Below are 22,981 nucleotides of genomic sequence, written 5' to 3' on the forward strand. Positions count from 1 at the left end.
AAATCTGTAAGGCAATTACCAGAACCAAAGGCTGCTCCCAAGTAAAGTACCCTCTGATATTGAATTACTTCCTAACGCGATACCTCATTCCCATAGGTATTTTTTACTACGTATAATGGTCGGCTGCGAGAGGCATCCAGCCCGCGCCAAACGTATTCCCCTATTATTCCAAGCGCAATCATCTGAAAAGCCGAAACAAATAGTACGACTACCATTAAGGTTGTCCAACCAGTAGGCGCCTGGGGGGCAAAAATGTTCAGACCGATAACGTACAATCCGTATAGCATGGCAACTATACCTAATAAAAGGCCTACGACTGAAATAGCCCGAATTGGGAAGTAGGAAAAAGAGAGCAGTGAATCGATAAACAATTTTATCTTTTTCTGTAACGTCCAGCGCGACTTGCCCACTTCACGCTTACGGCGCACATACGGGATATTCACATACGGATATCCCAGCCACACCATGAGGTAGAATACATTGCTATTGCGCTCATGCATCTTCAATACCTCCTCGGCTACCTGACGATCAAAAAAGACGAAATCGAAGCCTCCATCCGGGATATTGCTCAGGGCCAGATGCTTCATTAACCAGTGGAATGTTTGGGCAAACGTCTTTGCTAAACCAGTTTCCTGTCGGTCCTGTCTATTACCAATAATTAACTTAAAGCCCTTCAGCCAGTGGTCATACATCTGCACCATTAGCTCCGGTGGGTCCTGCATATCGGCGGTAATAACGGCCATACAGTCACCAGTCGCGTGGGCCATGCCGGCCACAATAGCATTATACGATCCTACATTTCCCGCTAGCTCCACGACACGAACTCGATCGGGGTATTGGGCGCGGGCTTCCAATAATACCTCCAGTGTCCGGTCACCAGAGCCATCATCTACAAAAACGTACTCAAATTCGACTTCAGTGGGAAACCGGGCTTCGTTGGCAACCAATTCTCGCACTGTAATCGGAATATTGTCCTCATTATAGTAACAAGGAACGATGACAGATAGCCTGGGCATTAAAAGACGGGGAAACGGTAATTGTCGTACAATTTAATCACCGTGGAAAGATAATATGTGACTACTGCCTCCCAGCTTGAAGCCTAATTTCTCACACGTGCGGAATACGGCCCGGTTGGTTGCTTGCGTAGTCATCAAAACAGCCTTATCTCCTTTTTCACGAGCTCGGTGCACTGTTTCAGATACTAGCTTCAAATGCCACCCCCGATTTTGAGGGCCTACAGCTGTGAGTACCACTCTGGACAACCCTACTCCTATTAAAGCGGCATCATCCTTCAAGTCACTGATGGCTAGGAAAGATTGAAGTGGTAAGCCGGGTTCATCGGGTACAAGAACATCATCGCAGTAACCGCGTACCGCAGCGCCTGCATAACGCGCCAGGAAAGCGTCGGCACGTTCAGTACCAAACCATGGATCGGCATGAAACCGATCAAAATCATTTCGATTCTCCGCAGCTATCTGCGCTATTTGCGCCTCTTCCTCTGCCTTAGCCAAGCGCACCGGGTAGCGCTCTTGGTCGAACGATTCCAGATTATCATGATAAAACAGCAAACGTGTCTCTACTAGCCGCCAGCCGCTGGCTGTTAATGTCTGAAGCAGCACAGTATCCTCACTGGGTACTTCACTAAAACAGTAGTAAGCACCTGAAGCTGCCAATTGAGTCTCAAATGCTTTTACAGCGGCTAACCGATCAGCTGGGGGCTTTTCTCATGAAAAAGCCCCGTTAGCAAACGATAAGTGGGGATAGCAAAGAATTGTGTATCCCAAGGCAAATCAGAAAATAAGAGCTGACTTGATTTGTGGTTAAATACCTTATTATGAGCAGATTCGTTGATAAACCGTGACGCTTTGCCTACTCCAAATAGCTCTTGCTGGCGCTCAGGGGAAATTATATTGTGAAGAGAAATATACGGGGAATAAAATATTAGTGCTGATGCTCGTTGCGTAAGTAATGTTGGATTTACTTCTTCCATATCCTGCGAAATTGCTCATACTCGCGTATGTAGTCTTTCTCGTCGTAAGGCTGAGAAGCGAAGATCAATTGCACAGCTGAATGCGAATACTGCATTGTATGCCAAGCATTTGGTGGCACATACAAGCCAATGTATGGATCTTCTAAACGATATACGTCAATCGTACCATCCGACATCTCAGTCGTCACGGTGATGCGGCCTGCCGCCGCCACGAGCACTTGTTCAGTCAGGTGATGCGCGTGGCGGCCACGGACGATGCTTTCTGGAGTGTAATATGTCCAAAACGTCCGTTTTACCTCAAAGGGAATGGGACGTAGCTCCTCTGTTACAGATATAAACCCAATAGTAGAGTCTCCTATTTTAGGAAACTCTATTAAATAAGGCTTCATCATGTGCAACGCCTAAACTTTATCTTTGAAATACTCCAGCGTCCGCCGCAAGCCCTCAGCCCGGTCAATTTTAGGCTCCCAGCCCAAAATCTCTTTGGCTTTTGTGATGTCAGGCCGACGCTTCATTGGGTCATTCTCAGGCAGGGCCTGATACGTTGGCTTAAACTCTACACCTGTCAGCTTTGCGATTTCCTCACCGAATTCCTTGATCGTAATTTCTGATGGGTTGCCAATATTCACGGGCAGTGGATAGTCAGAGAGTAGCAGACGGTAGATGCCTTCTACTAAGTCATCGACGTAGCAGAAAGAGCGCGTCTGGGAGCCATCGCCAAATACAGTCAGGTTTTCGCCCCTTAGCGCTTGCGAGAGGAATGCTGGCAGTACGCGGCCATCATTGAGTCGCATGCGCGGGCCATAGGTATTGAAGATGCGGATGATACGTGTTTCCAGCCCGTGATGCGTGTGATACGCCATGGTAATGGCTTCCTGAAAACGCTTGGCTTCATCGTAGCAACCGCGCGGACCTACAGGGTTTACATTGCCGAAGTATTCTTCCACCTGCGGATGAACCTCTGGGTCACCGTATACTTCCGAAGTGCTGGCAATCAGGATACGTGCATTTTTAACACGCGCCAACCCTAACAGATTATGCGTGCCCAATGACCCAACCTTCAAAGTTTGGATCGGAATCTTTAGGTAGTCGATTGGCGAAGCGGGTGAAGCAAAATGCAGAATGTAATCCAGCTTGCCTGGTACAAACACATACTTGGACACATCGTGATGATGAAACTCGAAAGCTTCCTGGCCAAACAAATGCTCGATGTTGGATAAGTCACCTGTGATGAGATTATCCATGGCAATAACATGGTAACCTTCTGCCAAAAACCGGTCACAAAGGTGAGAACCCAAAAAGCCGGCACCACCGGTAATGAGTATGCGTTTCTTATCGGACATGCGCGCTAACTGATAAAGTGCTTGTGAATGTATTTGGATAGGTATTAGGCCTGAACTACTGGTTCCTTATGATTAGCCCGAATACCGATGCAATGGTAAGTGAAGCCTACCTCGCTAAGTTCTTTCGCATCGTAAATGTTACGACCATCGAATATGGCTTTCTGCTTCATCAAGCGGCCGAGAACTTCAAAGTTTGGTGAGCGGAACTCAGGCCATTCCGTTACGATAAGCAATGCATCAGCATCAATCAAAGCCTCGAACTGATCCTTGGCATAAGTGATCCGGTCGCCCAGCGTATGCTTCGCTTCTTTGATAGCAACCGGGTCGTAGGCCGATACAGTGCAGCCAGCCTCCAGTAAGCGCTCAATAATAACCAAAGAAGGTGCCTCACGCATATCATCAGTCTTGGGCTTAAAGGAAAGGCCCCAGATTGCCATCTTCTTGCCTTGCAGGTCGCCACCGAAGTGCTTATTCACTTTGTCGAATAGCACCGACTTCTGCGCCTCATTAACATTCTCAACTGCTTTGAGCACCTGCATATCATAGCCATTTTCAGCGGCCGTTTTGATAAGTGCTTTTACATCTTTGGGAAAGCAGGAGCCCCCGTAGCCAATACCGGGATAAATAAATTTAGTACCGATGCGAGCGTCGGAGCCAATGCCTTGGCGGACCTTGTTCACGTCGGCACCCATTATCTCACATAGGTTGGCGATATCATTCATGAACGAAATTTTGGTCGCTAGCATGGAGTTAGCGGCGTATTTCGTCATCTCAGCCGAAGGGATATCCATGAAGATAATAGGATGACCATTGAGCAGGAAAGGCTTATACAGCTTGGTCATTACCTCTTCGGCACGCTCTGATGCCACACCGACTACAATACGATCCGGCTTGAGAAAGTCATCAATGGCGGCACCTTCCTTCAGGAACTCAGGGTTGGAGGCAACATCAAAATCGATGTTCTCACCGCGCTTCTCAAGGGCTTTTTCGATCTCGGCACGCACTTTTGCAGCTGTACCTACGGGCACGGTGCTTTTGGTAACGATAACACCGTAGCTGTTCATGTGCTCACCAATACCGCGGGCTACCGCCAGCACATACTTCAGGTCAGCAGAGCCATCTTCGCCGGGGGCGTTCCTACCGCAATAAATGCCACATCAGCATCGTGAATGCTTTCGGCAAGACTAGTGGAAAAGTGCAAACGGCCCTTCTCTACGTTTCGCGAGACCATTTCCTCCAAGCCAGGCTCGTAGATTGGTAAAATACCTTGCTTGAGGTTATCAATCTTTTTCTGATCGATATCAATGCAGGTTACATCAATACCAACTTCGGCGAAGCATGTGCCTGTAACCAGACCAACGTAACCGGTGCCTACTACTGCGATTTTCATAGTCTATTGAAAGCGTAAGAAACTACTGAGTTTATGTTTTAAATTGTTGCTGGGGGCAAATTAACCCATCATCCATTTTTTCCACCAATGCTGGAATACAATAAGCGCCCAGATACGAGCATGAATATCACCAGGGTTACGAGAAAACAGTTGTGCCTTGAGCGCACGCACGGCTTCTACGTCAAAAACGCCTTGGGATTCAATAAAATCGTCAGAAAGTAGATCGTCGGTAATTAAGGGGCGCAGCTCATTGCGAAACCATTTGAGCAGCGGGACCTCAAAGCCATGCTTCGGACGCTTATACAGCTCTTCCGGCAGCATCGGGCGGAAGGTATCCTGTACAATGCGCTTTTTCATGTTCGCATTGATTTTACTTTCTACTGGTAGTGAGAAAGCAAAATTGACGACGTTATAATCCAGAAACGGCGTCCGCACTTCCAGGGAGTTCGCCATGCTCATCATGTCCACTTTAGTGAGCATGTCGTTGGGAAGCACCAAGTTCATGTCGGTGAGCAGCACTTCGTTCAGGTCGCCATCTGCATGCAAGTGCTGTAAGATGTCGCGCCGACGTTTTTCGGCCAGCTTCTTCCCTACTTTACGCCGGGAGGCTGGACTCAGCAAGTTGCGGGCGTCACGCTCGCTTACAAAGGAAGCCCAGTCCCAGTAACGGTCTTTCGGACCGCTGAGCATGCCCCGGGAAAACCGCTGAAACTGACGAATACGATTGCCAAAAAACGAGTTGCGCGATTTGGGCAGAATGTCCCACAGGAAATCCAGACCAGCCACAGCTTCGGCCTTGAAGCCGCCCTGCCGTATCTGAAACTCGCCCATGTGCTTGTTGTAGCCGGCAAACAGCTCATCAGCCCCATCGCCAGATAGCGCAACGGTCACTTTTTCGCGCGTGCGCTTGCTCAGAATATATACTGCCAGCGCCGAGGAGTCAGCGAAGGGCTCGTCGATGTATTCCAGCACATCAAAGATGTGATCGTATAGGTCCTGATTCGTGAGAGAAAAGACCGTATGGTTCGTCTGGTGCATTTTGGCTACCAGATTGGCATATTTCGTCTCATCGAAAAAGGGCTCGTCCCGAAAACCTATGCTGAAAGTATTCAGGTGGGGAGTATGACGAGCTGCAAGAGCAGTAATAGCGGAAGAATCGATGCCACCACTGAGGAAAGAGCCCAATGGTACGTCAGCAACTAGGCGCCGTGCTACGGCATCATCCATCAATTCCAGCAGCTTCTTTTGCTGCTGTTCGTAGCTGAGCTTATTCTTTTGCGTCTTTTTTGGATCGTAGGGAATACGATACCACGCCTTGCCAACTACCTTTTGGCCCTTGACATAGAGGTAATGGCCGGGCAGTAATTTCTTAACTCCTTTAAAGATAGTGGCAGGGCCAGGAATGTAATTGAGCTGCAAATAGTGGCTCAGGGCTACATAATCCATCTTGCGAGGCACTCCTAAAGCCAGCAACGACTTCATTTCGGAGGCAAAGAATAGCTTGTCCTCGTCGCGGTAGACCAGCAAAGGCTTCACTCCCATTCGGTCGCGGGCGATGAACAGCGAATCCTCCTCCTTATCGTAAATAGCCAGGGCGAAAAAGCCGTTGAGCTTTTTCAGGCAGCTGCGGCCTTCCGTGATGTAGAGACGCAGAATAACCTCGGTATCAGTTTGAGAGTGAAACTGATGGCCCTTACGAACAAGCCGTTGCCGCAGCTCGCGAAAGTTGAATATCTCACCATTGAAGACAATCGTGTACCGCCCCGACTCATCGGTCATAGGCTGATTGCCGTCGCAGGAAAGGTCAAGAATAGCCAGGCGGCGGAAGCCGAGGCCTACATTGTCATACACATAATGCCCTTGAGAATCAGGCCCACGGCTGATAATGGCATCGGTTGAAGCGGGCAATGCGGCGAGCGAATTGCGACCAGCGTCAGAGAAAGCGAATATTCCAGTAATTCCACACATAATTGGCGGGCAAAAGTACAAACTATAAAGACGTGTGCCCAAAAAAGTAGCCGCAAGCATCTGCAACCAAAGCCGTGCCACGGTAGTACACAGCTTAGCTTACCGCTTTTTTCCACTCATTTTTGTCATGAATCTTCAGCAGCAAATGGACTTACAGCAACAATTCGAAGCCGCCGTCGCGCGTGTAGACAACCTGCCGGGCGATAAGGCCGCCGCACATATGACAGAACTCTATGGCCTATATAAGCAAGCAACCGAGGGCGACCACGATACCAAAGGTGAAGTTGTTGGCGACGACAGTCCCGACAATCCTAGCGGTACGCCTGGCATGTCGCAGGCTCAGTGGGACTCTTGGAGCAAGTTCAAAGGCGTTAGCGAGGACGATGCGAAACGTCAATATATCGACAAGGTGAATGAAATTGCCGGTCCGGTTGGCGAGCAAGCCTCCGTTATTACGGGCACTGGTCAGCCAGCAACTGGTTCGCAGGTGAACCCGGAGAATACTACCGTCTCTCAGCAGCCTGGCACTGGCCCAGGCGTTACTACGGGTGGCTTGCGCGGTGATATCACAGCAGGCGCACCATACGGCGGCGAGGATAAGCTAAAGGGCGACCAAGAATCTATTTAGGAATTTCAGAAATAGGAGAGCCTTGAGATTGGTTGACTCCACCTTCTAAAACACGCACGAAAAAAGCCCCCCAGATTCGTTCTGGGGGCTTTTTTTGTGCGTGTTTTAAAAAATCTTGCCGGGGTTCATGATACCGTGCGGATCAAATACGCTTTTGATGCCACGCATCATATTCAGTTGCACCTCCCCCAGCGCAATGCCGATGTATGGTTTTTGTACCAGCCCGATACCGTGCTCACCGGAAATAGTACCTCCCAGCTTTACACAAAGCTGAAATATCTCCCGGATTGGCGCGGCCAGTCCTTCGTGCCACATCGTATCATCCAGGTCGCCCCGAATGATATTTACGTGTAGATTGCCATCGCCGGCGTGGCCGTAACACACGGAAGTAAATCCGTAGCGCTGACCAATTTCTTTGACGCCTTTTAATAAGGTCGGCAATTCGGCACGGGGCACGACGGTATCTTCCTCCTTATATACAGAGTTGTAGCGAACGGCATTACCCACGTTGCGCCGTATTTTCCACAGTTCCTCCTTTTGAGCGGCCGTGTCGGCGAGCAGGATTTCGCCGATGTCATACTTTTCCAGCACGCCATACACCAGCTCAGCATCTTTATACAGCTGCTCCAGCTCATTGCCATCCAGCTCAATAAGTAGGTGAGCGGTGATGTCGGGGGCAAATTGAGCGGAATATTCAGGTAGCGCGCCGACCACTCAATAGCTTCCCGCTCCATGAACTCCATTCCGGAAGGCACAATGCCAGCCCGAAATATCTCTGATACTGCCGCTGCCGCCTGCGTTTGGTCGCGGAAAGGCACAAGCAGCACGATATCCTGCTTTGGATGCGGAATCAGCCGAAAGACGACGCGCGTGATAATGCCCAGCGTCCCTTCCGACCCCACCATCAGCTGAGTCAGGTTATAGCCAGTGGCGTTTTTCAGAACATTGGCGCCGGTCCAGATGATATCGCCCGTGGGCAGCACTACCTGCAAATTGAGCACGTAGTCTTTGGTTACGCCATACTTGACGGCCTTCGGACCACCACTGCTCTGGCTCAAATTGCCCCCCAGAAAGCAACTGCCCTTGCTGGCCGGGTCCGGCGGATAGAATAAGCCCTTCGCCTGCACCGCCTCCTGAAACACTTGGTTGATGACGCCCGGCTCGACGGTGGCCTGCAGGTTGCGCTCGTCAATCTCAATGATTTTGTTGAGCCGCTCCGTGCTGAGCACTACGCCGTGGTGTATCGGCAAGGCGCCCCCACTCAATCCAGTGCCTGCACCTCGAGGCGTGACCGGAATGTGGTGCTGGTGGCACAAACGAACAATTTGGCTGATCTCTTCAGCGTTAGCCGGACGTAAGACGACATCAGGGGCAAAATGCAGATCCTCCGTGTGGTCGCGGCCATAGTCGGCGTAGGCATCAGCAGTAGCGGCGGCTTCAGCGCGTTGAGCCGTGAAAAGGTGTGCAGGGCCCACGATGGCCTCAAAAGCCACCAGTAATTCGGGGGTGAGCGGTTGAAAATTCATCGAAATTTGAAAGCAAATGACTGATTCGAGTATCTTTGCGCCAATGCAGAAACACCCTACGAAGGTACATGTTTCGAGACAGTATAGCCGTCTGATTGCTATGCTGCTACTAATAACGCTGGCGTGGCTGGCAAGCTGCGGCGGCGCAAAAAAAGTGAACTATCGCAACGGGCGCTATTATTCGGCCCGGGAAATGGCCCGCATGAAAGCCGCTGACCGGCGCAAAGGCGGATCCAAAACGAAAGGCAAGTACGCTTCATCACGAGGTAAAACCAAGATAGTTTCAAAGCGTGGGGCTCGCCGGCCGCTGCCTGCCAATATCAGCCGGGAGTTAGCCACTGTTATTCAAACGGCGCGCTCGTACGAAGGCACACCTTACAAATGGGGTGGCACCACCCGCCTGGGCATGGATTGCTCAGGGCTTCTTGCCACTTCGTTTAGTGCTATTAACGTAGATATCCCGCGTTCCTCTAATGAGCAAGCAGAATGGGGCACTCCAGTTCGCTCCCAGGAGTTGCAGGTAGGTGATCTGGTATTTTTTGGTGCTTCTCCGGGTAGCAACCGCATTACACATGTAGGCATGGTAACTGAAGCCACGGCCGAAAGCGTCCAGTTTATTCACGCTTCCAGCTCTTTAGGGGTCACTGAGAACAGCCTGGATACTGATTACTACCTCAGCAGATTTATTAAGGCTGTACGACCTAAGTTGTGAAATTGCCTTCTACCTTTGCGGCCGCAAATTGGATCTATCAACTTTTAGTAGAATAGTTAATGATTCGGTAATGCACAGCTACAAAGTCATCAGTACTTTTGCAGCGCCGTCGTCTGGCTTCTTCTTTTTTCACCTTTTTTTCTCTCTATGAAACAGTTACGTTTACGCTACTTGCTGTTGTTTCTGCTTAGCGTCTGTACGGCGCGGCTGGGATGGGCACAGGGCACTACTACATCAGCCATGACCGGTATTATTACCGATCAGACTGGTGCCGGACTACCTGGAGCTACAGTTATTGCCGTTCATACTCCGACCAACACGCAGTATGTAGCTCCTACTAACGCTGAAGGACGCTTCAACCTCCAGAATATGCGCGTAGGTGGTCCTTACAACGTGCGTGTCACGTTTATTGGCTATCAAGAAGCTGTACGGGAGAACATTACCCTGACTTTGGGCCAGGTTTTGCGCTTAGACGTAAACCTGAGTGAAGCTACCACTCAGCTTGCTGGTGTAGTTGTTACGGGCGAAGATTCCCGTTCTGTGCTCAGCGCTGGCCGTGCTGGTTCTACTACGAACGTAAGCACCCAGGAAATTGAGCGTCTGCCTACTATCAGCCGTAACCTAAACGACTTCACGCGTCTGACGCCGCAAGCCTCATCGACTTCGCAAGGGGCTATTGGAGGCGGTAACTACCGTCAGAATAACATTACTATCGACGGCTCCGACTTCAACAACAACTTCGGTATTGGTGGCAACCTTCCCGCCGGTGGTAACCCCATCTCCCTGGACGCTGTGTCTGAAATTACTGTAAACGTAACTCCCTTTGACGTTCGCCAGTCAAACTTCATTGGTAGCGCCGTGAATGCGGTAACTCGCTCAGGTACCAACGACTTTTCTGGTTCGGTTTATACTTACTGGAGAGGTGATAAGCAACAGGGCAATAAAGTAGGCGACGAAACCTTCCCAAAGCAGGAGCTAGATGAAAAGCAATATGGCTTTCGCTTAGGTGGTCCGGTCATCAAAGACAAGTTGTTCTTCTTTGTGAACGCAGAGCAAAGAAAAGCTACTACTCCTGGCCAGCAGGATCTACCCTCTACCCCAGAGTTGCCGTTTGGCGCACCAGGTACTCCTTCTAACATTGTACGGCCTACCGCTGCGTTCTTGGACGAGGTCGGCACGTACCTGCGCGACACCTACAACTACGAAACCGGTGGCTACGGAGCCTATCCTTTCGAGAGAGAGCGCACGACTCTGCTGGGCCGCTTAGACTGGAACATCAGCAACAATCATACTTTTAGCATTCGCTACAACCAGGTAGAGAGCAAAGATCCAATCTCGGTTAGTACCTCCCGTAGCCCGTTGACAGCTTTCCCAAACACGCGGACGAGTAATTTCGCTCTTCCTTTCAAAAATTCGAACTACTATCAGGAGGCTAACTTCTACTCGCTGGCCGCTGAATGGAATGGCACCTTCGCCAGTAAGTTCTATAACACCCTACGTGCTACCTACACTAATCAGAATGACCCACGTAGTTCCGACAGCGATGCTTTTCCGTTCGTAGACATTTTGGATGGCAGTGTTAACCCAACTACCGGTGCTATCACCCCAGGTGTAAATCCAATTACTTCATTTGGCTACGAGCCCTTCACCTTCGGTAACCTGCGCGATGTAGAAACTTACTCGGTTGTCGACTATGTGAACTTCTCAACTGGAATTCACAATCTCACAGGTGGTTTCCAATTTGACTTGCAAAATACCAGAAACGGTTTCCAGCGTTTTGCAACCAGCTATTATACGTTTAACTCTTGGGATGAATTCAAGAGCGGAGCAAAGCCACGTGATTTTGCCCTTACCTATTCTCTCCTTCCCGGTTTTGAGCAGGCTTTCCCTCGCTTCAAAACTGCACAGGGCTCCTTGTATGCCCAAGATGAAATCAACGTGACCGATAAGCTGCGGGTAACCCTTGGCTTGCGGGCTGAATTGAACTCCTATTTGGATGTACAAGAGATTCAAACGCACCCGATAGTAGCTGGGCTGGCATTTGCTAACGGCGAACAAATTGATACGGGTGTGCTGCCTAAGAACCGCGTACTATGGTCACCACGTTTGGGCTTCAACTATGACGTTAAAGGTGATCGCACGCTGCAGGTTCGCGGTGGTAGCGGCCTCTTCGCTGGTCGTGTTCCTACCGTATGGATTGTGTCCCAGTCCGGCGATGCTGGCTTGATTCAGTTCACTACTACTTCGTCTGGCGCAAGCACTCCTGGTCCGTTTAATCCAGATCCAGCAGCTTACCGCCCTGATACTCCTCCAGCAGGGGGTACTCAAGTGCCAGGTACGCTCAGTGCTACGGATCGTAATTTCAAGAATCCACAGACTTGGAAGAGCACCTTAGCTGTTGATGCTCAGTTGCCTTTCGGCATCGTAGGCACCTTGGAAGGTATTTACAACAAAGACCTTACAATCGCATATGGCCGCAACCCTAACTTAGTGGAAGCGCAGCCACTTAACGTAGCTGGCTACCCTGACAATCGTCCGATCTACCCAAGTGCCGTTCGTGACAAATTTATTAACCCATTGACGCCAGCCAGTGCTGTTCCTAGCGCTACTAACCCTGGTCCTAATCAGCCAGTACCTAATGGTAGTGCTTTAGGCACACAGGCTTTTAATACGGTTGTTCTTGATAATGGTACCGAAGGTTACTACTGGTCAGTAGCTGGTAAGCTGGAGAAGCGCTTTGAGGGAGGCTTATTTGCTACAGTAGCTTACGTACGTAGCAATGCGAAAGTCCTTTTCGACGGCGTTGGCGACCAATTATTGAACACTTGGTCAATTACCCAAATTGTTAACAACGCTAACAGCCCAGAGCTTAGCTACGCTAACTACGTAGTTCCAGATCGTTTAATTGCTTCTTTGTCTTACCGCAAGGAATATTTTGGTCACCTAGGCACTACTATTTCGCTGTTCTACGAGGGTTCCAGACAAGGTCGTTTCTCGTACATCTATGGTGGTGACTTCAACCGTGACGGACAGAGCAATGATTTGATTTACGTGCCAAAAGACGGGTCGGAAATCGACTTCACTGATTTCAACTATGGTGGCAGTGTTGGTACTGTTAGCGGAGCTCGTCAGGAAGACTTGTTCTTCCAGTACATTGAGCAGGATGACTACTTGAGAGACCGTAAAGGTCAGTACGCTGAGCGGAATGGTGCTCTGCAGCCATGGCGTCATCAGGTAGACGTGAAGCTTACGCAGGACCTGTTCCTGAATATTGGTGAGAAGCGCAACACGCTACAGTTCAGCCTTGACATTTTCAATGCTGGCAACCTGCTCAACGAAAACTGGGGCATCGTGAGATCGATTAATAACTCCTCTCTCCTGGTTCCAACGAACACGGCTGCTCTTAACCCAGACGGTGCTGTTCGCCCAACTTTCCGTTTGGCTACGGACCGCGGTCAGCCTATTACTTCTACTTTCAGAAATAATAACGCTCTGGCTTCGACTTACTACATGCAGTTTGGCTTGCGCTACATCTTCAACTAAACCAAGCTATTACTAGATTCTAAAAGCGGCCGGAGAAATTCTCCGGCCGCTTTTTTTGGGTGGCAATGGAAAAGATTTCCCAAAAAAAGCCCCCCAGCCTTGCAGAATCCGAAACGCGCCGTACTTTTGTCCCACCAAACACGAAAGGTGGCTGGTAAAATAAAATGGGGGATTAGCTCAGCTGGCTAGAGCGCTTGCATGGCATGCAAGAGGTCATCGGTTCGACTCCGATATTCTCCACTCATTTGAAAGGCCCGGCTGAATAAGCCGGGCCTTTTGTCTGAACCACGGATTTGTCGGATTCCACGGATTTTGTGAACGGCGTTTGTTTGAACGTAAGTTTTATACCATAAAAAAGCCCCTAGAAATGATCTGGGGGCTTTTTAGTATCACAATAAAGTCGTCTGCGAAATCCGTGGAATCCGACAAATCCGTGGTTCAGACAAACAAACCTTCCACAGACAGATATCGCTCGCCGGTGTCGTAGCAGAAGGTGAGCACGCGGCTTCCGTGGGGCATTTCGGGTAGCTTTTGAGCTACAGCGGCCAGAGAGGCCCCAGATGAAACGCCCACAAAGATTCCTTCCTCGCGGGCTGCCCGCCGGGCCATATCGAAGGCGGCTTGCTGGCTTACCTGAATGGTACCGTCCAGAATATCAGTATGTAGATTATTAGGGATGAAGCCCGCGCCGATGCCTTGAATAGGGTGCGGACCAGGCGCGCCGCCACTGATAACCGGCGACAATTCGGGCTCCACGGCGAAGGTCAGCATCTTTGGGAATAAGGGCTTGAGCACCTCCGTTACGGCGGTAATATGCCCCCCAGTGCCCACGCCGGTGATATGGTAGTCGAAGCCCTCGGGTGCGTCGCGCAGAATTTCCTGGGCGGTTGTTTCGGCATGCACCTTAATGTTTGCGGGGTTGTCGAACTGCATGGGAATCCAGGCGCCGGGCGTGCTTTGCCGGATTTCGTTTGCTTTCTCAATAGCCCCTTTCATACCTTTCTCCCGTGGCGTCAGCTCCAGATTGGCGCCATACGCTGCCATCAGACGGCGGCGCTCAATCGACATTGATTCGGGCATTACCAAAGTGAGCTTGTAGCCTTTTACGGCAGCCACCATGGCCAGACCAACGCCGGTATTGCCGGAAGTTGGCTCCACAATCAGACTATCGGGGCCAAGTAATCCGTCTTTTTCGGCCTGCTCAATCATGGAAAGGGCAATGCGGTCTTTGATGCTGCCACCTGGATTAGCGCGCTCCGCTTTCATCCAGACTTCCACGTCGGGCCGGTCGGCAAAAAGTCGATTGATGCGCAGCAAAGGAGTATTACCGATGGTGTCGAGAATGGTATTCGCTTTCATTAGGGTATGTGGTTAAATGGTTTTACAAGAAAGGCGGTCATGCAGAGCGGCAGCGAAGCATCTCGCGTGTTCACCAAGGTTACTAATCTCTCGTCAGCACGCGAGATGCTTCGCTTTGCTCTGCATGACGTTCTGGATAACCATGTAACTAAATTGAAAAGGAAATATCTGCGCTGGGATCTTCGGTGCGCGTAACGTGGAGCTGCGCTTTGTGGTAAATGCGGGAATGGGACGGGACGCTATCCGTCAGCCAGACGTTGCCCCCGATAATGCTGTGGCTGCCCACTACCGTACTACCGCCTAAGATGGTCGCGTTGGCATAAATGACTACGTTATCCTCAATAGTTGGATGGCGCTTGATGCCTTGCAGCTGCTTAGCCACGCTTAAGGCCCAAGCGTAACACCCTGAAATAGTTTGACATGGGCTCCAATGACGGCCGTTTCGCCTATCACAATGCCGGTGCCGTGGTCAATGCAGAAGGAAGAACCAATGCGGGCTCCGGGGTGAATATCGATGCCGGTGCGGGCGTGTGCATACTCACTGAGCAGGCGAGGCACACGAGGAACCGCTAGCTGGTGCAGCGCGTGGGCCAGCCGGTGCAGCGCAATAGCGTAAAAGCCCGGATACGTGGATATTACCTCAGCTACACCCTGAGCGGCGGGGTCGGCGGCGACAATAGCATTCGCGTCGAGCAGCAACAGCTGGCGCAGGTGTGGAAGCTGCGCAGCCAAGGCGGCCACTACGGCCTCGGAGGACTCCCGCAACGGAACCGGGCGAAGCAAGGCCGTCAGCTCAGCCCGCAGGTGGCTCAGGGTGGCGGCAACGGCATCGGCGCTGGATAACTGCCGATCGGCACGCTCGGGGAATAGTAAGGACAGTAACTGGTCGGCCAAATGGCAAAATGCGTGCGCCGGCAACGGAACGGTGGCTTGCTGATGCGCTAAAGCCAGCGTCTGAACAAATTCTTCGGACATAAAGGGTATGCGTAAAGGCGCTACATGCCGGTTTCTGGTGCAGCCTACGGGCCTCCTGGGCCTAAGATAACGTCATTCGAAGTAGCAGCAACAATCGGCGGCGGTGAAGGTTTGGGGCAGCACTGCGCAGGCAACCGCAGCGCTGCCTTGCTCGTTATGAAAGCACAATCCCTGACATTTCACTCCAAAACGCCCCTTTTATGTCCGATTCCACTGTTATCAAAGTCGACTCTCATCACTCGCCCAAGGGCAATGATGGAGAAAAATATCTCGCTTCCGGCAAAAACATATCGATGCGCCTCTGGGAAAATGAGCAGCCCAGCGACGATAAAGAGCCCGTATCGCGGCCCTACGAAACGGTAGGCTACGTAATCAGCGGGCGCGCCGAGCTGCACTCCGAAGGCCAAGTGGTCATATTGGAGCCCGGCAACTCGTGGGTAGTGCCCAAAGGTGCTTCGCACACCTATAAAATTCTGGAAGCTTTTACTGCCGTAGAAGCAACTACTCCCCCCTACCAGGTGCACGGCCGCGAAGACAAGCAGGCGTAAACCCGCGCTTTCTTGGCCACAAAAAAGCCCCCAGTCAGCCTACAGATTATTGTAAGCTGACTGGGGGGCTTTTTTATAGGCTAGCGAACCAGCTCAATGCGGTCAATTTTGTCGCCGATGTCCAAGCCGCTTACTACATCGAGCCCACTGACCACCTGTGCAAAGATGGTGTAGCGGCCATCGAGGTGGGGCGTGGGGGCGTGCGTGATAAACCACTGACAACTTTCGGTGTCTTTGCCAGCCGAGGCCAGCCCGACGGCCCCCACGCCATAGCGCAGGTCGGCAAATTCGGAGCGCAGGTTATAATCGGTGCTGCCCCAGCCATCGCCGCGCGGGCACCCACCCTGCGCCACAAAGTTGGGCACTACCCGATGGAAGTTCTTACCATTATAAAAACCTTGCTCAACCAGCTCCACAAAATTGGCCACCGAGCCCGGCGCGGCTTCCACCAGCAACTGAAAGACGATATCGCCTTTACTCGTGTGCACCGTTGCCCGCTGTCCGGCTGGAATTTTATTTACCGTTGCCCAATTGATTGGATGTGATACGATAGAGGAGGTTACCAGCGGCGTGGGGGGCTTTTTATTCAGGTAATCAATAGTCTGCTGCAAGGATTGCCAGGCTTCGAGGTCGCGGGGCATTGCGAGCTTATCGCGGGCTTGCGTCAGGAAATCGGTGGAGGTTAGCAGGGGTTGCACGTTTAGCTTGGGGTCGCGAATGGCTTCGGCGGCAATACCCATAATCGCCACGTCGCCGCTGCCCACGGCTCGCTGCAACAGCAAGGCAAAGGCCGGATATTGGGATTCCGGAAAGTCGGGCAAGCGCCGCATAGCTACCAGCGCCTCCATGCCATACGTCCCGATTACAACTGACTGCTGGGGGGCAAATGTGGCCGTAGAAACAAATTCATACGCATTCGGGTCTTCGCCTAAAGCCTTCAGCAAGTAGCCCTTTTCATATGGATCGGTAGCGGCGGTATAGCGCTCCTGCACGGCCCCGCGAATCGCTTCCCGGCCTTCGGCCCGCTGCTTGAGGGCCGCAGCCAGCAACGTTGCCCGCACCCGCCACTGTGGTAGCTTGTTGGCTTTCTCCAGAAATAAGGTGCCCGGCTCCTCGGCGGCATGAGTCAGAAAAAACTCTGCGGCGGTAAGCGCTACCTGATCATTCTTGTCGGTTAAGGCCGCCCAGGCTGCCTCTTTTACGGGCACATACATGGCCGCATTCATAGCCCGCAACGCACTCACGCGCACCTGATACTCGGGGTCGCGGCGCGTAATGGCGGCCAACACGCCGGGCACAGATGGCGCTTCGGATGCCTTGCCTAATGCAGAAGTAGCGGCGCTGCGCACGGCATAAGCCGGATCGGCCTGGGCTACTTTGGCGAGAGCAACAGCATACGTAGTCAGATCGAGGCCGCGGGTACGTGCTAAGGCATTGGCAGCGGCCATGCGCGCACCACGCGGATTCGGAAGCTCCAGCAGCTGCATGAGCCGCGCTACAGCCGCGTCAGATGTTACGCCACGCAAGCCAGCCCGGTATAATCCCCAGGCTTGACCTGTAAGAGTAGCCGTATCGGAGGCAAGGCTGGAGGGCAAACGCAGCAGGTTGCTCAACTCGCCTTGGGTGAGACAGCGGCCGAGTGCTTCGAGGATGGCGCGTCGCGCAGCTGGGTCGGCCTCCGCACCCATGCGTTGATGCAGTACCGGAGCGGCGGTGCTGTCGGCGGTCTGGCCAAGGGCGTAGGCTGCGGCCCGGCGCACACCTGGGTCAGTGTCGCTGAGGCAAGTAATTAAGGCTGATGTGGCGGCTTTGTCCTGCACGGAGGCGAAGGCCAAAGCCGCCTCGCGCCGATAGATAGCTTCGGGTCGCTGCAGATACGGCAGCAGCAACCGTGTTTGGCGGGCATCCTGGGCAGTGGCAATTCGCCGCAGAGCTGAGTCAGCCGCAAACTTATTGGTGGAAGTAGCGGATTTAGCTTCTACGACACTGGTACGCGGCGTAGTGCAAGCTCCCAACCAACAGCTCAGGCAGCTAAAAGCGAGCAGTTTGGTAAGGTGGGAAAGGAAGAGTGAGTGGGTCATCGTTGGCCAAAATAGCCAAAATATGACGCTGACGCTAGTGTGCGCACTAAGCTATTGCTACTGAAGGCTCTACAGTTCTAAATAAGGCTTTCCACTGCGTTAGCGCCACCCTTCATTTCTTTATTCTGCAATAAAGCACCCCACGGCTTCGGTGCGAGCCTTGGCCACCGGCTTACCGGTGGTAATAGCAGCTAGTGCATCGCGCAACTCATGTTGGGTAACGACGGTGCGGCGCTGGCCAAGGCGCTCATAGCTATTATCTATGCGGCCTTGGTAGAGTACGGTACGGCCATCGGCGGCTGCCACTACTACCTCCGGGGTAATACTGGCCTGGAAACGACGTGCAAGGTGCTTTTTGCTGTCCAGCTTCAGTGGGAAAGGCACTTTAAACGTTCGGCCAAACGCGGCAATATCGGCTGCAGCTGTTTGCTGATCGGGAAACAAGCCAACAAACTGCACGCCGCGGGAAGCGTAGGTGGTGTAAAGGTTGCGCAGCGCCAGCGTGGCCTGTTGGCTGATTGGGCAGGTTTCGGCCAGAAATATATACACCGTGGCCACCTGATTCGGGCGCCTGTCTGGGCTCTGACTAAATGCTGGCAGCGTAGCTAAAACCAAGCACACATAAGCAAGCATTTGTATGAGCCTCCATGTAATACGAATCATCCGGCGTTAGCTTAAGTGTGTATTTGGAAACTGAGCCATCGGACTCACTGCTAGTAATAGTCCGTTGGCAAACGGAAGGTTCGCCGGCAGCAGTTTATTTCTGACCGCCAGATGTTGCTGTAACTACTCAGGTGCTTCCAGACAGCACATGAGGCCAGACGGGACAGGTGGCGGCCGAAAGCCCTGAGTTAATGTGGGCCCGCGCATTTCTACCTCAATCTCCGGGCAGGTGGCACATGGCAGCGGAGCATTCCAGCACTGAATACCAACCTGCGGCACGCGGACCACGAAGTTCTTGCCTGGCTTTAGGGGCAGCGTAGGCACAGTCGGGGCCGGAGCGGGCCACAGCAGGCGGTGCGCGAAAGTCTGCGGCTGCGTACGGAGTTGGTACCATGGATCACGCAGGGAATGAAGCCCCCACGCCAATGTGAGCAATACCGGCAACCATGCTACGACTCCGCTGCGCGGCCGCGTCGGAGCAAGATTCAACCAGGGCCATAAGCCCGCTATCAGCAGAAATCCAACCCCAAAGCGGTAGTCAGGCGCGGCCCAGAACCAAAAAAAGCCCCCAGCCAGGCGGTTAGCCAGCCAATTGCCCAGCCTATTTCGGGGCAAGTAAATTTGCGCCAGCGTACTATTGCCGGCACCACCGAACCGGCGGCCAGCAGCATAACGCCCCGCATGAAGTTGCTTTGCGTAAGCCACCAGTGCGGCACCCACTGGCCCAACGTCTGGTGGGGCGGCAAACAGGTAGAATGCGTTGTCCATTGCCCCACGTTGGTAATCATGTATTGCTCTTTTTGAACCGAGGCCAGCGGAATTTTCCAGTCTACATTAATCCAGTCGAGGGCGGCGACGGGATAGATGAGGTAGCCCGATAAGAGGATGCCGCGCACCAGCCAGGGCGTGAGCATACAGAATACGAGCCCCGCTACCAGTAGCCAGTGGCGACGGGCCATGGCGCGTCGGCTGGCCCACAGGCTGTGCAAGGGCAGCAGCAACGCCGGCAGCGCCGAAAGCTTTATCGTAACGGCCAGCAGAATGACCAGCCCAACAAGGACAGTATCAGCGTCGAAGCGTCGGCCGTAGCCTAGCTCCCACTTGCGGGCATAGCGCAGGAAAGCAAAAATCAACAGCAGGGGCAGCACGTAGTCGGGAGTTGGCGACGACAGCCAGATCTGAAAGCTCCAGAGCAGTAGAAAGAACAGCAGCGGCAGCGCCCAGGCCGCGCGCGAGCCGCGCCCCGCTCCTACCGCTGCCCGCACCAATGCTACCAGCAGCATCACATACAAAAAGCCCCCAGCCCATACATAGGCCCCGCCGGACTGCCATAGCGAAACAAGGACAGCAGCGGAAACCAGCTGGAATTGAAGGCCAGCCGCCCGTGCAGATTGCCCAGGCCCGGCACTGTTGGGTATTCATTCAGCCACTTTAAGGTCTGGAAATGATACAGCCCTGAGTCGAAATTGGCGGGAGCCAACGTGCTTTGATGGAGCAGCCGAATGCCGAGCACGGCCAGTATAGAAAGGCTGGCAAGCAGTAAATAGCGGTTGCGCGGGTGCCTAAACGCTTGCCAGCTTCGTCGGAAATCGGCGGCAATTTCTTTTCGCTGCGTTAGCATCAGCGCCAGAGCACTGCCGGCAATTACCAGTTGAATACTCGAACTGATAGCCCAACTCAGCGAAATGCCCCCACGATAGGCGCCAGCACACACAAGCCCAGCAAACTGAGCCACTCTAGCGGCAATGTCGCTTCAGTGCCAGCCAAACCCTTGCTCCGCAGCCAACTCCACACAGCCCGGCCCACCGTCGTCGTTACGGCAGCCATTATCAACCAGGATAGCAATAGAGTCAGCATGGGAGGCAAATATGCCAGGATGCGGTGATAAACCAGCAAGTACTCCCAAATCAGATGAATGCGGAATCATTATGGTACTCTGATTCGATTAGTTAGGCTTCCGGCCTGATTTTGGCGCTGGGGGCTTTTTCACCAACTTCGCCCCGCTCTTTACTTCTCCTTCCATGACTATTCACCGCCTGCCCCTCCTTCGTTATCTACCCCTGCTGGCGCTGCTAGCTACGGCTTGCACCGCGCCGCGCACCTTCACCAGCTCGGGCAAGGTTACGCCCCGCGGCGAGTTTCGGGTGGGCGGCAACACGGCCTTCAACGTGGCCACCTCAACCCTCGACCAGGCTGGCTCAACACTGAAGGACGCTGCTTCGGCTGCCGCCCGCAAAGACACCGTGCAGTATAGTGCCGCCGTCGACCGACTACAAGCGGCGGCGCTGGCTTACGTGCTCGACCCAGTGCAGCCCACCGCCGACCTGTACGTGCGCTACGGCGTCACCGACCGTGTAGATGCCGGCTACAAGTACGCTTTCGGCTCGCACGTTTTCGACGCCATGTATCAGTTTATGGGACCAACGGGTACACCAGAAAGCCCTGGTGGCCAGGCGGGTGCCATGTACGGCAGCATCGGACTGCAGTTTGCCACGCAACGCGCCAAGCTGCCTAACCTCCCCTTCCTCGACAACATTGCGGATGTGCTCAGCTTCCGGGCTAACCGCAACGACCTGATTGTGCCGCTGGTTTTCAGCAAATCGTTTGGCCCCGAAGAGGAAATTGGCGCGTTATCGTTTGGCGTGGTGTACACGCACACTTTCGTACGCTATGGCTTCGATTCCAATAAGGTATATCAGATCGGCACCAATAATCTGTTGGCTGGCTTAAGCCAGAAGCAGGATTTTGGCTCCTATGGTGGTTTTATCAATGCCAAAATCGGCTACCGCTACGCCTATATTATTCCGGCCGTGTCGGTGTTTTACCAAAACTACGGCACGTATCAGTTGCTGAATAATCGCTCCACGACCTTGAAGGGAGTAACTATTGTGCCTTCTATCGGCCTGCAATTTCGCATACCTGGCAGCCGCCGCTAACTCCTTAGCGGAGCAGCAATACGCTTCCAGACGCAGCTTCTTTGTCTCTTAAGCCGTAAGCGTACGTAAGCCAGCACCGTATGCTTACGGCTTGCCGTTCCCAACCCGCAATCAAACCAGTCTTGGGGGGCAATTTTTAGCTTAACCAATGAAGCCAATTCGTTCTTCTTTCCTCGCAATGCTGGCCCTTCGCTGTCCGCGCTGCCATCAGGGCCCATTGTTTAAGTACCCCACGTATCGCGTCACCAAGTTCTCCCAAATGCTGGATTCATGTCCGGTTTGCGGACAAGCCTACGAGCCGGAGCCTGGCTTTTACTGGGGGCAATGTTTGTAAGCTACGGCTTCTCAGTCGCGATTTTTGCGCTCAGCGGCGTGGGTCTCTACTACTTAGCTGGCGACCCAGCGGTGTGGGTGTACGTGCTGACCGTAGCCGTAGCCACGGTACTGACTATGCCGCTGGTATTCCGCTATTCGCGAGCGCTGATGCTGTATTTGTTCGGCTTTGTTCGCTATAACCCACGGTGGGCCGAGCCCGCGGAACAACAGCCTCGCAAGGCATAACGACAGACCAGATAACTCTCTAGAAGTTGGTTATTGCCGGTTATTCTCCAGATAACCTTCGGTGAAGATCTGGTAGCGGTCGAAAATGGAACGCACCGAGCGCTTTAACACCTGTTCGCCTTGCGCGCCGGGGGGTACCGTCACGCCTGAAGCGTAGCCGTTCCAAACGGCGCGGTTGGTTTTATTGTCGATGAGCGTAACCAGCAACGTACCTTCGGTAAGCAGCAGCTTCACTGGCTTGTAGCCCTGCCGCTCCTCTTTCGGAGTCTCGTCGTCCTCTACAATGCCGGTCGTTACCCAGCGCGTGAGGTCTTCCTGGGCATAGCCACGGAAGCGCATGTCGCCTTCAAACACACGAAAATTTACCAGCAGGTCGGCGCGGCTGCGCGCGGGCCGGTAGCCCTGCACCCGCATACGGGTCCGAATAGCCTCGCGCAGCACTTCGCCCAAGCGACTGGTATCGGCGGCTAAGCCTTGGCCGGTAATGAAATCATAGGTCCGATAGCGGCGAAAATTGCCAGTATAGCTATAGTCCGATTCAACTCGGGCCTCACGTGAGGCAAAGCAGCCTGACATGGCTAGAGCCATCAAGCTCAGGAGAAGCGTAAACGATAGTTTCATGGGTGTTAGCTATTGGTGATACCTATACCCAAGATACGAAATGGAATTTGTTTACGGTTTGATAATCAATTGAAAAGGAGCAAAAAAGTTGATAATCGCCACTGATGCGGCTGTTGCTTGCTTTCCAGTTGCTCTAT

General features: G+C 52.8%; 20 protein-coding genes, 1 tRNA gene and 3 pseudogenes. 7 read left to right on the forward strand and 17 right to left on the reverse strand.

The features are described 5' to 3' along the window. Window positions 1-71: 71 nt before the first annotated feature. From H9L05_RS02475 to asnB, 7 genes and pseudogenes are all read right to left on the reverse strand, one after another. A complete protein-coding gene (locus H9L05_RS02475; protein WP_187732896.1) occupies window positions 72-1,016 on the reverse strand; it encodes a glycosyltransferase family 2 protein in 945 nt (314 codons plus the stop codon). Window positions 1,017-1,049: 33 nt separating this feature from the next. After that, complete coding sequence (locus H9L05_RS02480) at window positions 1,050-1,673, reverse strand: GNAT family protein (RefSeq protein ID WP_187732897.1); 624 nt, start codon at window positions 1,671-1,673, stop codon at window positions 1,050-1,052. A 26-nt stretch (window positions 1,674-1,699) separates the two neighbouring features. Then, a complete protein-coding gene (locus H9L05_RS02485) occupies window positions 1,700-1,990 on the reverse strand; it encodes a hypothetical protein (RefSeq protein WP_187732898.1) in 291 nt (96 codons plus the stop codon). Next, window positions 1,978-2,382, reverse strand: a complete 405-nt coding sequence (locus tag H9L05_RS02490) for a sugar 3,4-ketoisomerase (protein ID WP_187732899.1) — start codon at window positions 2,380-2,382, stop codon at window positions 1,978-1,980. Before H9L05_RS02490 ends, H9L05_RS02485 begins: the two co-directional genes overlap by 13 nt. 9 nt (window positions 2,383-2,391) lie before the next feature. Beyond that, window positions 2,392-3,333, reverse strand: coding sequence for a UDP-glucuronic acid decarboxylase family protein (locus H9L05_RS02495; RefSeq protein WP_187732900.1), 942 nt, complete (start codon window positions 3,331-3,333; stop codon window positions 2,392-2,394). 44 nt (window positions 3,334-3,377) lie between these two features. Next, window positions 3,378-4,723, reverse strand: a pseudogene (locus H9L05_RS02500) (UDP-glucose dehydrogenase family protein). Window positions 4,724-4,783: 60 nt separating this feature from the next. Next, window positions 4,784-6,691, reverse strand: coding sequence for an asparagine synthase (glutamine-hydrolyzing) (gene asnB, locus H9L05_RS02505; protein ID WP_187732901.1), 1,908 nt, complete (start codon window positions 6,689-6,691; stop codon window positions 4,784-4,786). 34 nt (window positions 6,692-6,725) lie between these two features. On the opposite strand from asnB, the gene H9L05_RS02510 reads away from it, so the two are divergent. Beyond that, the gene (locus H9L05_RS02510; RefSeq protein WP_187732902.1) at window positions 6,726-7,319 is read left to right on the forward strand and encodes an acyl-CoA-binding protein; all 594 of its coding nucleotides are present in this window, start codon (window positions 6,726-6,728) and stop codon (window positions 7,317-7,319) included. Between the two features lie 105 nt (window positions 7,320-7,424). On the opposite strand, the pseudogene H9L05_RS26660 reads toward H9L05_RS02510, so the two are convergent. Beyond that, window positions 7,425-8,845 (reverse strand): annotated as a pseudogene (locus tag H9L05_RS26660) (FAD-binding oxidoreductase). 100 nt (window positions 8,846-8,945) lie between these two features. Here H9L05_RS26660 and H9L05_RS02520 point away from each other — a divergent pair. The 3 genes from H9L05_RS02520 (at window position 8,946) to H9L05_RS02530 (ending at window position 13,340) form a co-directional block, all read left to right on the forward strand. Continuing rightward, complete coding sequence (locus H9L05_RS02520; RefSeq protein WP_223284689.1) at window positions 8,946-9,557, forward strand: C40 family peptidase; 612 nt, start codon at window positions 8,946-8,948, stop codon at window positions 9,555-9,557. Between the two features lie 147 nt (window positions 9,558-9,704). Continuing rightward, window positions 9,705-13,100: a TonB-dependent receptor gene (locus tag H9L05_RS02525; RefSeq protein ID WP_187732903.1), complete on the forward strand. Its 3,396-nt coding sequence runs from the start codon at window positions 9,705-9,707 to the stop codon at window positions 13,098-13,100. A 166-nt stretch (window positions 13,101-13,266) separates the two neighbouring features. Beyond that, a tRNA-Ala gene (locus H9L05_RS02530) sits at window positions 13,267-13,340 on the forward strand. Window positions 13,341-13,538: 198 nt separating this feature from the next. Here the strand turns inward: H9L05_RS02530 and cysK are convergent. The 3 genes from cysK to H9L05_RS02540 form a co-directional block, all read right to left on the reverse strand. After that, window positions 13,539-14,459, reverse strand: a complete 921-nt coding sequence (cysK, locus tag H9L05_RS02535; RefSeq protein ID WP_187732904.1) for a cysteine synthase A — start codon at window positions 14,457-14,459, stop codon at window positions 13,539-13,541. Window positions 14,460-14,607: 148 nt separating this feature from the next. Continuing rightward, window positions 14,608-14,841, reverse strand: a complete 234-nt coding sequence (locus H9L05_RS25730) for a hypothetical protein (RefSeq protein ID WP_317175078.1) — start codon at window positions 14,839-14,841, stop codon at window positions 14,608-14,610. Window positions 14,842-14,843: 2 nt separating this feature from the next. Further along, window positions 14,844-15,434, reverse strand: a complete 591-nt coding sequence (locus tag H9L05_RS02540; protein ID WP_317175079.1) for a serine O-acetyltransferase — start codon at window positions 15,432-15,434, stop codon at window positions 14,844-14,846. 200 nt (window positions 15,435-15,634) lie between these two features. Here H9L05_RS02540 and H9L05_RS02545 point away from each other — a divergent pair, with 200 nt between their 5' ends. Next, on the forward strand, window positions 15,635-15,982 hold the full coding sequence (locus tag H9L05_RS02545) for a cupin domain-containing protein (RefSeq protein WP_187310643.1): 348 nt from the start codon (window positions 15,635-15,637) through the stop codon (window positions 15,980-15,982). Between the two features lie 80 nt (window positions 15,983-16,062). Here H9L05_RS02545 and H9L05_RS02550 read toward each other — a convergent pair whose 3' ends face one another. The 5 genes and pseudogenes from H9L05_RS02550 to H9L05_RS02575 all read right to left on the reverse strand — a co-directional run bounded on the left by H9L05_RS02550 (window position 16,063) and on the right by H9L05_RS02575 (window position 20,583). Then, window positions 16,063-18,063 carry a peptidylprolyl isomerase gene (locus tag H9L05_RS02550; protein WP_187732905.1) on the reverse strand — a complete coding sequence of 667 codons (2,001 nt, stop codon included), beginning with the start codon at window positions 18,061-18,063 and terminating at the stop codon, window positions 16,063-16,065. 120 nt (window positions 18,064-18,183) lie between these two features. Next, a complete protein-coding gene (locus H9L05_RS02555; protein ID WP_187732906.1) occupies window positions 18,184-18,684 on the reverse strand; it encodes a redoxin domain-containing protein in 501 nt (166 codons plus the stop codon). 165 nt (window positions 18,685-18,849) lie between these two features. Further along, window positions 18,850-19,215 carry a hypothetical protein gene (locus tag H9L05_RS02560; RefSeq protein WP_187732907.1) on the reverse strand — a complete coding sequence of 122 codons (366 nt, stop codon included), beginning with the start codon at window positions 19,213-19,215 and terminating at the stop codon, window positions 18,850-18,852. Between the two features lie 20 nt (window positions 19,216-19,235). Continuing rightward, a pseudogene (locus tag H9L05_RS26665) lies at window positions 19,236-20,461 on the reverse strand (LIC_10190 family membrane protein). After that, the gene (locus H9L05_RS02575) at window positions 20,404-20,583 is read right to left on the reverse strand and encodes a hypothetical protein (protein WP_187732910.1); all 180 of its coding nucleotides are present in this window, start codon (window positions 20,581-20,583) and stop codon (window positions 20,404-20,406) included. The pseudogene H9L05_RS26665 and the gene H9L05_RS02575 overlap by 58 nt, the downstream one beginning before the upstream one ends. Window positions 20,584-20,747: 164 nt before the next feature. Here H9L05_RS02575 and H9L05_RS02580 point away from each other — a divergent pair, with 164 nt between their 5' ends. Continuing rightward, complete coding sequence (locus tag H9L05_RS02580; RefSeq protein ID WP_187732911.1) at window positions 20,748-21,662, forward strand: hypothetical protein; 915 nt, start codon at window positions 20,748-20,750, stop codon at window positions 21,660-21,662. 270 nt (window positions 21,663-21,932) lie between these two features. Next, complete coding sequence (locus H9L05_RS02585) at window positions 21,933-22,223, forward strand: DUF983 domain-containing protein (RefSeq protein WP_223284690.1); 291 nt, start codon at window positions 21,933-21,935, stop codon at window positions 22,221-22,223. Window positions 22,224-22,253: 30 nt separating this feature from the next. On the opposite strand, the gene H9L05_RS02590 is transcribed toward H9L05_RS02585, so the two are convergent. Then, window positions 22,254-22,844: a DUF4136 domain-containing protein gene (locus tag H9L05_RS02590; protein WP_187732912.1), complete on the reverse strand. Its 591-nt coding sequence runs from the start codon at window positions 22,842-22,844 to the stop codon at window positions 22,254-22,256. Window positions 22,845-22,981: the final 137 nt, after the last annotated feature.

Source organism: Hymenobacter qilianensis (assembly GCF_014489555.1).
GTDB classification, from domain to species: Bacteria; Bacteroidota; Bacteroidia; order Cytophagales; family Hymenobacteraceae; genus Hymenobacter; species Hymenobacter qilianensis.

Bases quoted from the DNA above. Each gene is read 5' to 3' on its own strand.
- H9L05_RS02545 (WP_187310643.1), top strand. From the start codon at position 15,635: ATGTCCGATTCCACTGTTATCAAAGTCGACTCTCATCACTCGCCCAAG.
- H9L05_RS02495 (WP_187732900.1), bottom strand. From the start codon at position 3,333: ATGTCCGATAAGAAACGCATACTCATTACCGGTGGTGCCGGCTTTTTG.
- H9L05_RS02590 (WP_187732912.1), bottom strand. From the start codon at position 22,844: ATGAAACTATCGTTTACGCTTCTCCTGAGCTTGATGGCTCTAGCCATG.
- asnB (WP_187732901.1), bottom strand. From the start codon at position 6,691: ATGTGTGGAATTACTGGAATATTCGCTTTCTCTGACGCTGGTCGCAAT.
- H9L05_RS02485 (WP_187732898.1), bottom strand. From the start codon at position 1,990: ATGGAAGAAGTAAATCCAACATTACTTACGCAACGAGCATCAGCACTA.
- H9L05_RS02490 (WP_187732899.1), bottom strand. From the start codon at position 2,382: ATGATGAAGCCTTATTTAATAGAGTTTCCTAAAATAGGAGACTCTACT.
- H9L05_RS02540 (WP_317175079.1), bottom strand. From the start codon at position 15,434: ATGTCCGAAGAATTTGTTCAGACGCTGGCTTTAGCGCATCAGCAAGCC.
- H9L05_RS02585 (WP_223284690.1), top strand. From the start codon at position 21,933: ATGTCCGGTTTGCGGACAAGCCTACGAGCCGGAGCCTGGCTTTTACTG.
- H9L05_RS02475 (WP_187732896.1), bottom strand. From the start codon at position 1,016: ATGCCCAGGCTATCTGTCATCGTTCCTTGTTACTATAATGAGGACAAT.
- cysK (WP_187732904.1), bottom strand. From the start codon at position 14,459: ATGAAAGCGAATACCATTCTCGACACCATCGGTAATACTCCTTTGCTG.
- H9L05_RS02525 (WP_187732903.1), top strand. From the start codon at position 9,705: ATGAAACAGTTACGTTTACGCTACTTGCTGTTGTTTCTGCTTAGCGTC.
- H9L05_RS02520 (WP_223284689.1), top strand. From the start codon at position 8,946: ATGCTGCTACTAATAACGCTGGCGTGGCTGGCAAGCTGCGGCGGCGCA.
- H9L05_RS02575 (WP_187732910.1), bottom strand. From the start codon at position 20,583: ATGCTGACTCTATTGCTATCCTGGTTGATAATGGCTGCCGTAACGACG.
- H9L05_RS02580 (WP_187732911.1), top strand. From the start codon at position 20,748: ATGACTATTCACCGCCTGCCCCTCCTTCGTTATCTACCCCTGCTGGCG.
- H9L05_RS02550 (WP_187732905.1), bottom strand. From the start codon at position 18,063: ATGACCCACTCACTCTTCCTTTCCCACCTTACCAAACTGCTCGCTTTT.